Annotated in this window: 13 protein-coding genes and 1 pseudogene; 12 read left to right on the top strand and 2 right to left on the bottom strand. The window is 65.3% G+C overall.

Going from position 1 to position 11,343, the window contains the following annotated elements:
- Nucleotides 1–14 precede the first annotated feature (14 nt).
- From QMX93_RS27110 to QMX93_RS27055, 12 genes are all read left to right on the top strand, one after another.
- Complete coding sequence (locus QMX93_RS27110) at nucleotides 15–83, top strand: hypothetical protein (RefSeq protein ID WP_282358595.1); 69 nt, start codon at nucleotides 15–17, stop codon at nucleotides 81–83.
- A 4-nt stretch (nucleotides 84–87) separates the two neighbouring features.
- Nucleotides 88–1,509 (top strand): TrbI/VirB10 family protein, encoded by a 1,422-nt coding sequence (locus QMX93_RS27105; RefSeq protein WP_011114050.1) that lies wholly within the window; start codon nucleotides 88–90, stop codon nucleotides 1,507–1,509.
- A 20-nt stretch (nucleotides 1,510–1,529) separates the two neighbouring features.
- On the top strand, nucleotides 1,530–2,294 hold the full coding sequence (gene trbJ / locus QMX93_RS27100) for a P-type conjugative transfer protein TrbJ (protein WP_010890135.1): 765 nt from the start codon (nucleotides 1,530–1,532) through the stop codon (nucleotides 2,292–2,294).
- Between the two features lie 9 nt (nucleotides 2,295–2,303).
- Nucleotides 2,304–2,531 carry an entry exclusion lipoprotein TrbK gene (gene trbK, locus QMX93_RS27095; RefSeq protein WP_000644148.1) on the top strand — a complete coding sequence of 76 codons (228 nt, stop codon included), beginning with the start codon at nucleotides 2,304–2,306 and terminating at the stop codon, nucleotides 2,529–2,531.
- A 10-nt stretch (nucleotides 2,532–2,541) separates the two neighbouring features.
- Nucleotides 2,542–4,260, top strand: coding sequence for a P-type conjugative transfer protein TrbL (gene trbL, locus QMX93_RS27090; protein WP_011114051.1), 1,719 nt, complete (start codon nucleotides 2,542–2,544; stop codon nucleotides 4,258–4,260).
- A 17-nt stretch (nucleotides 4,261–4,277) separates the two neighbouring features.
- Nucleotides 4,278–4,865 carry a TrbM/KikA/MpfK family conjugal transfer protein gene (locus tag QMX93_RS27085; protein WP_010890138.1) on the top strand — a complete coding sequence of 196 codons (588 nt, stop codon included), beginning with the start codon at nucleotides 4,278–4,280 and terminating at the stop codon, nucleotides 4,863–4,865.
- Nucleotides 4,866–4,878: 13 nt separating this feature from the next.
- Nucleotides 4,879–5,514: a transglycosylase SLT domain-containing protein gene (locus tag QMX93_RS27080; RefSeq protein WP_011114052.1), complete on the top strand. Its 636-nt coding sequence runs from the start codon at nucleotides 4,879–4,881 to the stop codon at nucleotides 5,512–5,514.
- A 28-nt stretch (nucleotides 5,515–5,542) separates the two neighbouring features.
- Nucleotides 5,543–5,809 (top strand): hypothetical protein, encoded by a 267-nt coding sequence (locus tag QMX93_RS27075; RefSeq protein ID WP_010890140.1) that lies wholly within the window; start codon nucleotides 5,543–5,545, stop codon nucleotides 5,807–5,809.
- Complete coding sequence (locus tag QMX93_RS27070; RefSeq protein WP_011114053.1) at nucleotides 5,809–6,507, top strand: TraX family protein; 699 nt, start codon at nucleotides 5,809–5,811, stop codon at nucleotides 6,505–6,507. The genes QMX93_RS27075 and QMX93_RS27070 overlap by 1 nt, the downstream gene beginning before the upstream one ends.
- Nucleotides 6,508–6,522: 15 nt before the next feature.
- Nucleotides 6,523–6,954, top strand: a complete 432-nt coding sequence (locus QMX93_RS27065) for an OmpA family protein (RefSeq protein WP_001665065.1) — start codon at nucleotides 6,523–6,525, stop codon at nucleotides 6,952–6,954.
- Between the two features lie 154 nt (nucleotides 6,955–7,108).
- Nucleotides 7,109–7,606 (top strand): SAM-dependent methyltransferase, encoded by a 498-nt coding sequence (locus QMX93_RS27060; RefSeq protein WP_011655360.1) that lies wholly within the window; start codon nucleotides 7,109–7,111, stop codon nucleotides 7,604–7,606.
- 85 nt (nucleotides 7,607–7,691) lie between these two features.
- Nucleotides 7,692–8,072, top strand: a complete 381-nt coding sequence (locus tag QMX93_RS27055) for a hypothetical protein (protein ID WP_011655359.1) — start codon at nucleotides 7,692–7,694, stop codon at nucleotides 8,070–8,072.
- A gap of 153 nt (nucleotides 8,073–8,225) precedes the next feature.
- Here QMX93_RS27055 and QMX93_RS27050 read toward each other — a convergent pair.
- Both QMX93_RS27050 and QMX93_RS27045 read right to left on the bottom strand, forming a co-directional pair.
- Nucleotides 8,226–10,070: pseudogene (locus QMX93_RS27050) on the bottom strand (Tn3-like element IS1071 family transposase); the annotation flags it as partial.
- Nucleotides 10,071–10,360: 290 nt separating this feature from the next.
- The coding region (locus QMX93_RS27045; RefSeq protein ID WP_282358594.1) for a toprim domain-containing protein at nucleotides 10,361–11,343 on the bottom strand (983 nt) is incomplete at its 5' end.

The raw sequence follows: 11,343 nt of genomic DNA, 5'->3' as shown, positions 1-11,343 counted from the left end.
TCGGCAATCAATCCATCACCCGCCCTTACCTGGCGCAAAACGGCACGTTCGCGCCGGCCGGGTACTGGGTGCGCAAGGAGTGACGCCATGACAGAAAACGCCGATCAGATGGCACCTGACGCTTCGCCTGGCGAAGTGTCCAAGAAGGCGGGCGTCCGTCGCGTCAACAACATGCCCATGTACATCCTCGGCGGCGTCCTGCTGTCGTTCGTGCTGGTCATGGCCCTGGTCGCGGCGGATCGCGCGGCCAAGCAGAACGCGCCGGCGGACGGCCCCAAGGAGAAGGCCGGCAACACGTCGATGTTCGCCAAGGAGATCGCAGGCGACAAGACCGGCGGCTTGATCGAGCCGGCAAGCCCGCTCAAGGTGCCCGACATGCCGACCGGCCCGGCGTCGGCTCCGCTGGAGATCGCGCGGCCGTCCAACCCGGACGCGCCGCCGGCCCCGCCGGCCAACCCCGGCAACCCGGGCCAGCCGGTGAACGACGACGAGGCCCAGCGCATCCGCATGGCGAAGATGCAGATGTTCGGCGAAGCCGTGAAGGCCAAGACCACCGTGCGCGTGGATGCCCCGCGTAGCAACGGCTCCGCGCCGGGTGGCCCGAGCACCTACACCGGCACGCCGCAGACGCGCGATGAAATGCTGAACCGCATCGCAGCGGTGCAGCAGCAAATCGACGCGCAGCGCAGCAACGATCCGACCGCCGCCTATCAAGCACGCCTGGCGCAGATTCGCGGCATGGGCGTCGGTGGTGGCGGCGCGGCTCCGGCCGCCGGCGGCATGGGCGCGGGCGGTGCGCCGCAGCTCCTGCAAACCTCGACCAGCGGCGGCGGGCGCAACAGCATGGCGCAGTTCGGCCAAGGTGGGCAGGGCGACCGCTGGAAGCTGGATTCGCAGCCGGAAGCGCCGCGCACACCGTTCGAGCTGCGCGCGGGCTTCGTCGTGCCGGCCACGCTCATTTCGGGCATCAACTCCGATCTGCCGGGCCAAATCATGGCCCAGGTCGCGCAGGACGTGTACGACACACCGACCGGCAAGCACCTGTTGATCCCGCAGGGATCGCGCCTCGTCGGCTCGTATTCGAGCGACGTGGCCTACGGCCAAGCGCGCGTGCTGGTTGCGTGGCAACGCATCGTGTTCCCCGATGGCAAGGCGATGGACATTGGCGCGATGCCAGGCGCGGACAGCGCGGGATACGCGGGCTTCCACGACCAGGTGAACAACCACTATGTGCGCCTGTTCGGCTCGGCCTTCCTCATGTCCGGCGTGACAGCAGGCATCACCTACAGCCAACGCCAGAACCAGGCCACAAACACCTATGGCGCACCGAGCGCCAGCAGTGCCCTAAGCGAAGCCCTCGGCCAGCAGCTCGGCCAGGTTACGGCGCAACTCATCGCCAAGAACCTGAGCATTTCGCCGACGCTGGAAATTCGGCCGGGGTATCGCTTCAACGTCGTGGTCACGAAGGACATGACGTTTTCCAAGCCGTACCGTTCCTTCGATTACTAACGCCATAGGAGAAAAGCACCATGAAGCCGAAGTTTTTAGCCGCTAAATTGGCCCTCGTCATTGCTGTTTCGAGCACGCTGGCGGTCACACCTGTGCAGGCTGGCATCCCCGTCATCGACGGCACCAACCTGTCGCAGAACATCATGACGGCCATCGAATCGGTGGCCCAGACGCTCAAGCAAATTGAGCAGTACAGCACCCAGCTCCAGCAGTATCAAAACCAACTCCAGAACACGATGGCCCCGGCCGCGTATATCTGGGATCAGGCGCAATCGACCATCAACGGGTTGATGAACGCGGTCAACACGCTGGATTACTACAAGACCCAACTCGGCAGCCTGGACAGCTACATCGGCAAGTTCCAGGACGTGAACTACTACAAGAACTCGCCGTGCTTTACGGCGGCAGGGTGCTCCGACGCGGAACGCGCAGCACTTCGGAATGTGGCCCAGCTCGCGAGCGAGTCGCAGAAGAAGGCCAACGATGCCTTGTTCAAGGGCCTCGATAGGCAGCAAACGAATCTCACGGCCGATGCAGCGACGTTGCAGCGTCTTCAATCGGCAGCGCAGGGCGCGCAGGGCCAAATGCAGGCCATCGGCTACGCCAACCAGCTCGCCAGCCAGCAGGCCAACCAGCTCTTGCAGATTCGTGGCCTGCTGATCGCGCAGCAGAACGCGATGGCAACCAAGATGCAGGCCGACGCCGACAAGGAAGCCCAGCAGGCGGCAGCGGCCGCACAACTGCGCCAGGGCAGCTACCGGGCCAGCCCGGCGCGCACCTGGTAAGGGGGATTCATGAAAGCAATCAAGGCTCTGTCCTTGGCCTCGGCCGCCCTCGTGGCGGCCTTGGTCGCCGGCTGCGACAACAAGCCGGCCACGGCCCCCATGCCGGAAGTGAACGACGAGAACTGCAAGCCCGAGAACATCGCCAAGATCGAGGACAAGGGCGTCCAGCAGGCTTTTTCGTCGCTGTGCTTGCGTCGTGGTGGGGATTTCAAGCCCAGCCCGAAACGCGAATGGTGAGGTGCTGACGATGAGAATGCCAGCCAATCTAAAAACCCTCGCCCTGCCGCTGTTCGTCTGGCTGGCGTTCTTCGCGGTCGATGCCCACGCGGCCATCGACAACGCCGGCGTGTTCGATAGCGTGCTGGATCGCTACCAGGCCGCCGCGAGCGGCTGGGCCGGTGTCATCACCACGGCCGCAACCTGGCTCTTCTGGACGCTGGTTGTGATCTCGATGGTCTGGACGTTCGGCATGATGGCCTTGCGCAAGGCCGACATTGGCGAGTTCTTCGCGGAGTTCGTCCGCTTCACGATCTTTACCGGCTTCTTCTGGTGGGCGCTGACCAACGGCCCTAACTTCGCCTCGTCCATCTATGCGTCGTTGCGGCAGCTCGCCGGCAACGCGACGGGCCTGGGCAATGCTCTGTCGCCCTCGGGCATCGTGGACGTGGGCTTTGCGATCTTCGACAAGGTGATGGATCAGTCCTCGGTGTGGTCGCCGGTGGACAGCATGGCCGGCATCCTCATGGCCGTGGCGATCCTGGTCATCCTGGCCCTGGTCGGTGTGAATATGCTTCTGCTGCTCGCGTCGGGCTGGGTGCTCGCCTACGGCGGCGTGTTCTTCCTCGGCTTCGGTGGTTCGCGCTGGACTTCCGACATGGCGATCAACTACTACAAGGTCGTCCTGGGCGTGGCCGCGCAGCTCTTCGCAATGGTGCTCCTGGTGGGCATCGGCAAGACCTTCCTCGATGACTACTACTCGCGCATGAGCGCCGGCATCAGCCTCAAGGAAATGGGCGTGATGCTGATCGTCGTCATCATCCTCTTGGCGTTGGTCAACAAGATTCCGCCGCTCATCGCCGGGATCATCACCGGCGCGAGCGTGGGCGGTGCCGGCATCGGCCAGTTCGGTGCAGGCGCTGCGTTGGGTGCCGCAGGCATGGCAGCAGCAGCGGCCGCGACCGGCGGCGCCGCTCTGGCCGCCGGCGCAGCCTCGGCCGCCGGTGGTGCCTCTGCCGTCATGGCCGCCTTCTCGAAGGCCAATGAGAACGTGTCGGCAGGCACGGACGTTATGTCGGCCTTCTCGGGCGGCGGCAGCTCGGGCGGCGGTGCGGGCGGCGGCGGCGACGCCGGCACCGGCAGCACGCCCTTCGCTCAGGCTGCGGGCTTTAGCGGCAGCTCCGGCGGTGGCTCTTCGTCGGGTGGCGGCAGCCCCTCGACCGGCAGCAGCTCGGGCAGCTCGAAGGGCGGCGATAAGGGCGGCGGCAAAGCCGACGCCGGCGGCCAGGGCAGCAGCTCGACGGCCAGCACCGGCAGCAGTGCCGACAAGGCCGCCAAGAACGAACCCAAGCCCGCCGGCGGGGCAGGGCAAGGGCAGCAGGCCGCACCGGGCAGCACCGGCCCCGGCTTGCTCGCATCGGCCGCATCGGCCCTCGGCACGGCCGGCCGCATCGCCGCCGACGCCGGCGCGAACTTGGCGAAGGGAACCGCCGATGTTGCCAAGGCCAAAGCCGCGAGCCTGCGCGAAGCCGCAGCCGAGCGGATCGCCGACACCACTGGCGGAAAGATCGCCGCCGCGATCAAGGCGCAAGGAAGCGGCACGGCCGAGAACATCGACGTGCCCGACCAGCAGCCCGCGCCGAGCTTCGGCGACAACAGCCTGGCAGGCGGCCCCGCCGATGCCGATCCCGAGTCCGAAGTAGCTGCGTTCGCCAACCGCGAGCAAGGCCGCGACGGCACAACTGCGTAACCAAGGAGAGTCCAACCATGAAGAAGAAACTGTTTGCCCTGGCCGCCCTCGTGGCAGCCCTCGGATCGACCGCCGGCACGGCCAGCGCGCAAGACGTGCTGACCGGCGACACGCGCCTGGCCTGCGAGGCGATCCTGTGCCTGTCGTCGGGCACGCGCCCGAGCGAATGCACGCCGTCGCTGTCGCGGTACTTCAACATCACGAAGCGCAAGCTGTCGGACACGATCCGCGCCCGCCTGAACTTCCTCCAGCTTTGCCCGGTGGCGAGCCAGACGCCGGAAATGCAGTCGCTCGTGTCGGCGATCTCGCGCGGCGCTGGCCGTTGCGACGCGCAGTCGCTGAACTCGACGTTGGTGATGTGGACGGGCGGCTACGACGATGGGCGCACGTACATCAGCAACCAGTTGCCTGACTACTGCGGGGCCTACACCGGCCACGCCTACACCGACTTCGCCAGCAGCGGCACGCTGCCGCGCTATGTCGGGACGCCAGAGCGGGGCGGGTATTGGGTCGAAGCGCGCGACTATGACCGCGCCTTGGCCGAGTACAACGAACGCATCCGGCGCGAGGACGAAGAGCGCCGCCGTCAGTCCTGGCTGAACTGAGGGAGGGGAGGGCATGCCGTTCTTCGCCGATCTGCCGCCGCAGCTCCAGGAGCGCGTCGTCTGCTCGATCTCGGCCGCCGTCAAGTACGAGGTGCCGGTCAACATCGTGTTGGCCGTCGCCGAGAAAGAGGGCGGCAAGCCGGGCCAGTGGGTGCGCAACTCGAATGGCACGCATGACGTTGGCCCGATGCAGTTCAACACCGCGTACCTGGGCGACCTGGCCCGATACGGCATCACGGCGAACGATGTGGCGGCTGCCGGCTGCTACTCGTTCGACCTGGCCGCCTGGCGGCTGCGGATGCACATCCGCAACGACAAGGGCGACCTCTGGACGAAGGCGGCGAACTACCACTCGCGCACGCCGCAGTACAACGCGGTGTACCGGGCCGACTTGATGCGCAAGGCGTCGAAGTGGGCCGATTGGCTCGAAGCTCGGTTCGTCACGCTTGACGTGACGAAGGCCGGGGCCACGCCCTCGACGCCCAGCCAGCCCGCGACGGTGGCCCAGCGGGCGACGCCGGCGGCCAGGCCGGCACCAGCACCCCAGCAGGCCGCCCCAGCGGCCGCAGCAGCTCGCAGCGTGTCGGTGGCCGGCTACGTGCCCCGCACGGTGTCTTTCAACACTTCACGCGAGGGGTCGGCCGAGTAGGCCGGCTCTTCCGATTTAGCGGCTAAACATGGACAAATTCCACGCCTTCATGATGCGGTACACGCTGGGCGTCGGCCGGTTGCTTCAAGCCTATTGCAAGTGGGCGGAAGGACAGGCCAAGAACCAGCTCGATTTGCTTCTGCTGGGCCTCGGCCCGATCTTCGCCTTGGGCCTTCTGCTGTGGGCGCTGCCGGCGTGGATCGGCAAGCCCATCGCCTTCGTGCTCTCACTGCCAGCGCTCTACATCATCTTCCTGGTGCTGCGCGCCTACGCGATTCGCGGGGGCCGGCGCTGATGAAGGCCCTGCGGATTCCTGATGGAACCGTCGAAGCGTTGAAGTGGCTCGCACTGGTTCTCATGACCGGCGATCACGTCAACAAGTACCTGTTCAACGCGACGCTGCCGGTGCTGTTCGAGGCCGGCCGCGTGGCGCTCCCCCTTTTCGTGTTCGTCCTGGCCTACAACCTGGCCCGGCCGGGCACGCTCGAACGCGGCGTGTACGGCCGCACCATGTCGCGCCTGGCGATGTTCGGCGCGCTGGCCTCCGTGCCCTTCGTGGCCCTCGGCGGCCTGTACGCCGGTTGGTGGCCGCTCAACGTGATGTTCACGCTGCTGGTCGTCACGGCCACGGCTTACCTGGTCGAACGTGGCGGCAAGCTGCACCTGGCGGCCGCCGGCGTGGTGTTCCTGGTCGGCGGCAGCTCGGTCGAATATTGGTGGCCGGCCGTGGCTTTCGGCCTGGCGGTGTGGTCGTACACGCGCCGGCCGAGCTGGGCCGCCGCGGCGGTCGCGGTGCTGGCCTGCGCGGCCCTGTGGTTCGTCAATCGCAACCTGTGGGCCTTGGCAGCCCTGCCGGTGCTCTTCCTGGCCTCGCGGGTGGATGTGCGCGTGCCGCGCCTGCGCTGGGCCTTCTACGCCTATTACCCGCTGCACCTGGCCTCGCTCTGGTTGATCCGCATCCCCATGAGCAAGGCCGGCTACCTGTTCTTCTGATTGGAGTCCTGCCCCATGCGAAAACCCGTTCTTCTGGCCCTCTCTCTGGCGTTCCTGGTCAGCGCGCAAAGCGCACTGGCCGCCGGCGACGCCGGCAACTTCGGCACGCCGATCAAGTCCGGCGTATCGGTGTCCTTCCCCGACAGCAGCGCGACATTCCAGCCGACGCCAGAGGCCCTGGAGCTGCTGGCCGACGCTAGGAATGCGGCGATCATCTACATCAGCGGGCGCACCAGCACACTACGGCCCAGCGCGGCCGATGAGGCCCTTGCACTACGCCGTGCGCTCTCGGCCAGGTCGTACTTGGTGGCGCGCGGCGTCTCGCCGCTCAAGATCATGGTGAACTTCGCATCGGCCGCCGATTTCGTGGCAGACAACTCGACGGCCGAGGGCCGGCGCGAGAACCAGCGCGTGGACATTGAGGTGGTCTACATCCCCACCTACTGAGCGATCCGGCATCGCCATTCCTGGCGGTGCTGCAGGACGCTCCAGCAGCTTCGCATCGTCGGCTCTGACGATGCAGGCCCGGCCGGCTTCCCTTGACAGCATCGCCATTTCTGACGATGCTGGCCAAGTCCCGATTTACTCCAGGAAGAAGGCCATGAGATACCCCGGCGGCAAGGGCGGTGCCGGCGTCTACCAGACGATCATCAACAACATCCCGCCTCACGACACGTACATCGAAACGCACCTGGGCGGCGGCAACATCCTGGAGCGCAAGCGGCCCGCTGCCCGCAGCGTCGGCATCGACGTTGATCCCGAGGTGATCGAGGTCTGGCAGCAGCTCGACGTGCCCGGCCTGGAGCTGCACCACGGCGACGCCGTGGCCTGGCTGGAGTCCCACCAGTTCACCGGCTCCGAGTTCGTCTACGCCGATCCGCCCTACGTGATGGACAGCCGGCGCGGCGGCAAGCTATACCGCCACGAATACGACGACAAGGGTGCGGTCAGCGTCAAAGTGCGCGGTGAAGCGCCGATCGTCTATCTGACGGGTCAAACGTTCTATCAGCCCAAGAGCGCACCCGACACGCAGGTCGTCAACGCTTCCAAGACGGACGCTGCCAAGGTGATCAGCTTCCGCCTGAGCAACAGCAAGTGATCCCGGTGCTGCCGGCGTGACGAGCGTCGGCAGCGTCCGTCCCCGCGGCCTATTCATCAGGCCAACACCAACCTAGGAGTGCATCATGTCCAAGCCCCTCAGCATCGGCGCTTTCGCCGCCGTGCAATACCTGCCGCATATCGAAACCTTCCTGGCCACCGGCGACGGTGACTTCGACGGCCCGATCTGGGCCAAGGCCACCAGTGAAATCAAGTTCGTCGACGGCCGCGCGAGCTTCACGATGGTTCATGAATTCATGAGCCGCGACGGCAGCCGCATCTCGACGGTCGACACCGCCACAGGCATCCAGGTGCCGGGCATCGACGAGGTCTCGCTCACCGTCATGCACAAGGTGGTCGATTCCACCGGCAAGTTCGAAGGCCTGCGCGGCACCTTCCCGAGCTTCGGACTGCACAACTTTGCCACCGGCAAGGGCGTGCAGCGCTTCGGCGGCGAACTGAGCTGAAGTCAGCGCTAAGCAGCAGGTGCACCCGCTGATCGTGGGTGCGCCGGACGACCTCTCAAGGCGGCGCCGCCGGCACAGACCGACGGCGCCGCTTCTTCAAGGAGCACAGACGTGACACCCGAAGTTGAGGCAGCACTGCCGCGCCGCCTTCTGCTGCGGAATCATGCGCGCGCATTCGACCGCAGTCAGACTGGTGCCGTGGGCCATGATGCCGGCATAGACCATCAGCAGCTCGTCGGTAGAGCGCGGCTCACGTCCGAGCATGATCCAGCTAAAGCGCACCTGGGCGTCAACGGCCAGAATCACTTCCGGCAATTGAACCTCACCGATGCGGTGATCCAAAGCCGCGCGCAGCTTGGTCACTTCTGGGTCTTCGTCCTCTGCGGGCAATGGCGACAAATGGAGTTCATCATCCACGCGCAGTACGCCACTGCGGGCTGCAGCGGCCACCGCATCGACACCGGCAGTTACTCTGGCCAGCAAAGGCTTCAAGAAAGTGGCAGCCTTGCTGGGTAACGATAGACGGGCATAGTGTTTCTTGGACTCTGCCTGCCAACGCTCGTCCGTGAAGAACAAGCGCGCACGACCCCGAAAGCTCAGGCTGTGCTCAATCCAGACCGAGCCATTGCGCACCGCGCGGCGCAGGGCAAACAGGGTGGCCACCTCCAACGCCTGAAACGCCCGTTCCCGGTCTGGGCTGGAGATCGAAACCTGCCAGATCATTCCCAGACTTGGTGCCACCACTTCAACTGGCAGCTTTCTGGATCCTTTGAGATATAAAGCTTGCAGCTTGGCAAGGTACTCGATGGCAGGATGCTCGCCGGTGGCCTGCCAGGGCAGCTTTGCAATGGCGACGAGCAACGACCGCACGGGGCGAATTCCATCAATCAATCCCTCGCGGACCAGGGAGGCCCTGCTCGGTGGTTTGCGTTTCTGGGTTTCGGTGATCAAGGCTTCAAGACGGGCACGCAACTCAGCATCTGGCACCGCACCTTGCGCGCTCAAGGCAACAAGTTCGCCGAGCAGCGTTTTGTACATTGCGGCCCAATTGACGGTAGCGGGGACATCGGCGGCAGCCTGACGCCACAGATCGGCGATCCGGCGCTGCACCATAAGGATCAACTGGTCTGTGGTGGTGAACAGGCAATACCGAAGAAAGCATGCGACCTCCACGGTGCGCGCTGGCTCTTTGATCTTGGCTCCGGCTGAGGGCGGCCTGGAGACAAGTCGGCGCGCGTAGCGGCGCAAGATGAGATCGGGGATGTCTGCCAGGTGCTTATGAACGTCCAGCGTGTAAAGCAGGTCGATGCGCTCCAGTACCTCGCTGATTTGGCGGGTTGAGTGTTTCGCCGGTGCAGCCCATAGCCAACTCTGCTGGGTTTGTCCATCTGGGCGCAGCTCTGAAACTGAGGCTCGCCAGCGATCAAGTGTTGCTGGATCAACGCTGGCGGCGATGGCGGTGCCTGTTTCAACTTCAAGCTGGGCAAGTGCCGCCGCAATCAGTGTCCGAATTGCCCGCTCGTGCACGATCACCAGCTTGTTCTTGTACAGCCATTGACGCGCCCGCACGAGTAGCTGATCGCGGTCGGCGCAGCGCGCCACTTCGTCGCGCAGTTCACGTACCAGTGAGCGGCGCTGGTGCTCGCTCATCCACTGGAATCCAAGGACCGTGCAGGCTACTTGTTGGTGATCGAATAGCGTGCGCCCGCGTTCATACATGGCTCTCAGCGAGGCGACTTCTGGTGCTGCAATGCCAAGCTCGTTGCCAAGGTGGCGCCACAAGGCTACTGGAATTACCCGAAAGGCACCGAGCAAACGCCCACTCATGCGCAGGAAACCAATATGGAGCGCCAGACCAAGCTTGTGGGAATCACCTCGGCGTGCATTGATTGCGTCGCGCTCGGCACCATCGAAGGTGAAAAATGCCTTCATCTCGAAGTCGCTGATATCGCGGGGGAGCCCACGCATCCCCAAAAACGTTGTGTGCCAACCCTGCATCGTGAACCTCAAAAGTGGGAGGCCACCATACCCGTTTACAAAGCGAACAGGAAAGTCAATGAAATCAACGGTCTACCCAGACCACCCCCGCGCCAGTGCTAGCTTTGCGTACCGTCACTTATTGCACTGAAAACGAGGAGACCCCGAGCGAGGCGAAAAAAAACCGCCTCGGGGTGTCCGAGGCGGCAAGTCTGCATGCGGTTCAGGGAGGAAGAAACCGCGCCGGCGATCAGGGAGGAAAACCGCGCGGCCTGATGTGCAGCTCGGCCACTTTAGCCGGATTTTTCGACTTATCCGATGCGAGCGGCCCGCCGTGGGCGCTGCTCGATCTGCTGTTGCTTTTTCTCGACGTGCTTCTGCTCCTGGTGCTGCTGCTCGTCGCGCTGCACCTGGCTGATGGCCGCGCCGATCTGCCGCTTCACGCCCTCGATGCCCAGCTCGCTCTTGTGCGCCAAGTCGTTGAAGTCGGTGTGCTGCTTCATCGTGGACAGCGCCGCGATCTGCGCGCCGCTCAACATCGACGCCTTGAGCTTGGCCGCCTCGTCGCCGGCCAGCTCGACCTTGCCGGCGGCGGCGTCGGCAAGGCGCTGCTCGGCGCGCAGGTGGGTCTTGAAGCTGTCGGGCGTGATGGCGGGCAAGTCGCGCGGGTAGGTGTTCTCGGCCGGCGCGAAGATCGGGAAGATCGCCTTGCCGCCCACGGCCTGGGCGGCCGCCTCGGCCTTCTCCCGGCCGGGGTTGTTGCCGTGGGTCATGACCAGGTGCCGGTCGTCGTCGCCGGCGATGATGACCGGCTTGTCCGGGAACTTGGCGTGCAGCGCCTTCGCCACGGCCTCAAGGTTGCCGCTGTCGAAGGCGGCGACCGTGGCGTGGCCCACGGCCTCGGCCACCTGGGCCGCCGTGGCGTAGCCCTCCGAGATCACCAGCGCCGGCGCGGCCGCCAGGGCGTCCATGCCGCCGACCGGGTGGAAGCATCCTTCCTTCTTCGAGTCCTTGGCGAACCGCTTAGTGCCGTCCTCCTGGATGTATTGCATCGTCCATTGCTTGCCCTCTGCGTCGAAGGCCGGGATGTAGGTCTTCTGGCCTTCGCGGTCGGTCATCACGCCGGCCTGCGCCTGGATGCCTTTGGCTTGCAGGTAGGGCGTCGGCTGCTCGATGGGCACGAGGTCGGCCATCTGCCGACCGACGCGCTGCGCGGTGGCCTCCTGGGCCTTGTCCTGCTCGACGGCTCGCTGTGCCAGCTTCTCGGCCGCCTCGGCCTGGAGCTTGGCCTTCT

The sequence above is a fragment of the Pseudomonas sp. PS01303 genome (assembly GCF_029959385.1).
GTDB classification, from domain to species: domain Bacteria; phylum Pseudomonadota; class Gammaproteobacteria; order Pseudomonadales; family Pseudomonadaceae; genus Aquipseudomonas; species Aquipseudomonas rustica.
This window is presented reverse-complemented; position numbering and strand designations above follow the sequence as displayed.

Excerpts from the sequence above, each read along its gene's own strand:
- QMX93_RS27105 (WP_011114050.1), top strand. The coding sequence starts at position 88 with ATGACAGAAAACGCCGATCAGATGGCACCTGACGCTTCGCCTGGCGAA.
- trbJ (WP_010890135.1), top strand. The coding sequence starts at position 1,530 with ATGAAGCCGAAGTTTTTAGCCGCTAAATTGGCCCTCGTCATTGCTGTT.
- trbK (WP_000644148.1), top strand. The coding sequence starts at position 2,304 with ATGAAAGCAATCAAGGCTCTGTCCTTGGCCTCGGCCGCCCTCGTGGCG.
- trbL (WP_011114051.1), top strand. The coding sequence starts at position 2,542 with ATGAGAATGCCAGCCAATCTAAAAACCCTCGCCCTGCCGCTGTTCGTC.
- QMX93_RS27085 (WP_010890138.1), top strand. The coding sequence starts at position 4,278 with ATGAAGAAGAAACTGTTTGCCCTGGCCGCCCTCGTGGCAGCCCTCGGA.
- QMX93_RS27080 (WP_011114052.1), top strand. The coding sequence starts at position 4,879 with ATGCCGTTCTTCGCCGATCTGCCGCCGCAGCTCCAGGAGCGCGTCGTC.
- QMX93_RS27075 (WP_010890140.1), top strand. The coding sequence starts at position 5,543 with ATGGACAAATTCCACGCCTTCATGATGCGGTACACGCTGGGCGTCGGC.
- QMX93_RS27070 (WP_011114053.1), top strand. The coding sequence starts at position 5,809 with ATGAAGGCCCTGCGGATTCCTGATGGAACCGTCGAAGCGTTGAAGTGG.
- QMX93_RS27065 (WP_001665065.1), top strand. The coding sequence starts at position 6,523 with ATGCGAAAACCCGTTCTTCTGGCCCTCTCTCTGGCGTTCCTGGTCAGC.
- QMX93_RS27060 (WP_011655360.1), top strand. The coding sequence starts at position 7,109 with ATGAGATACCCCGGCGGCAAGGGCGGTGCCGGCGTCTACCAGACGATC.
- QMX93_RS27055 (WP_011655359.1), top strand. The coding sequence starts at position 7,692 with ATGTCCAAGCCCCTCAGCATCGGCGCTTTCGCCGCCGTGCAATACCTG.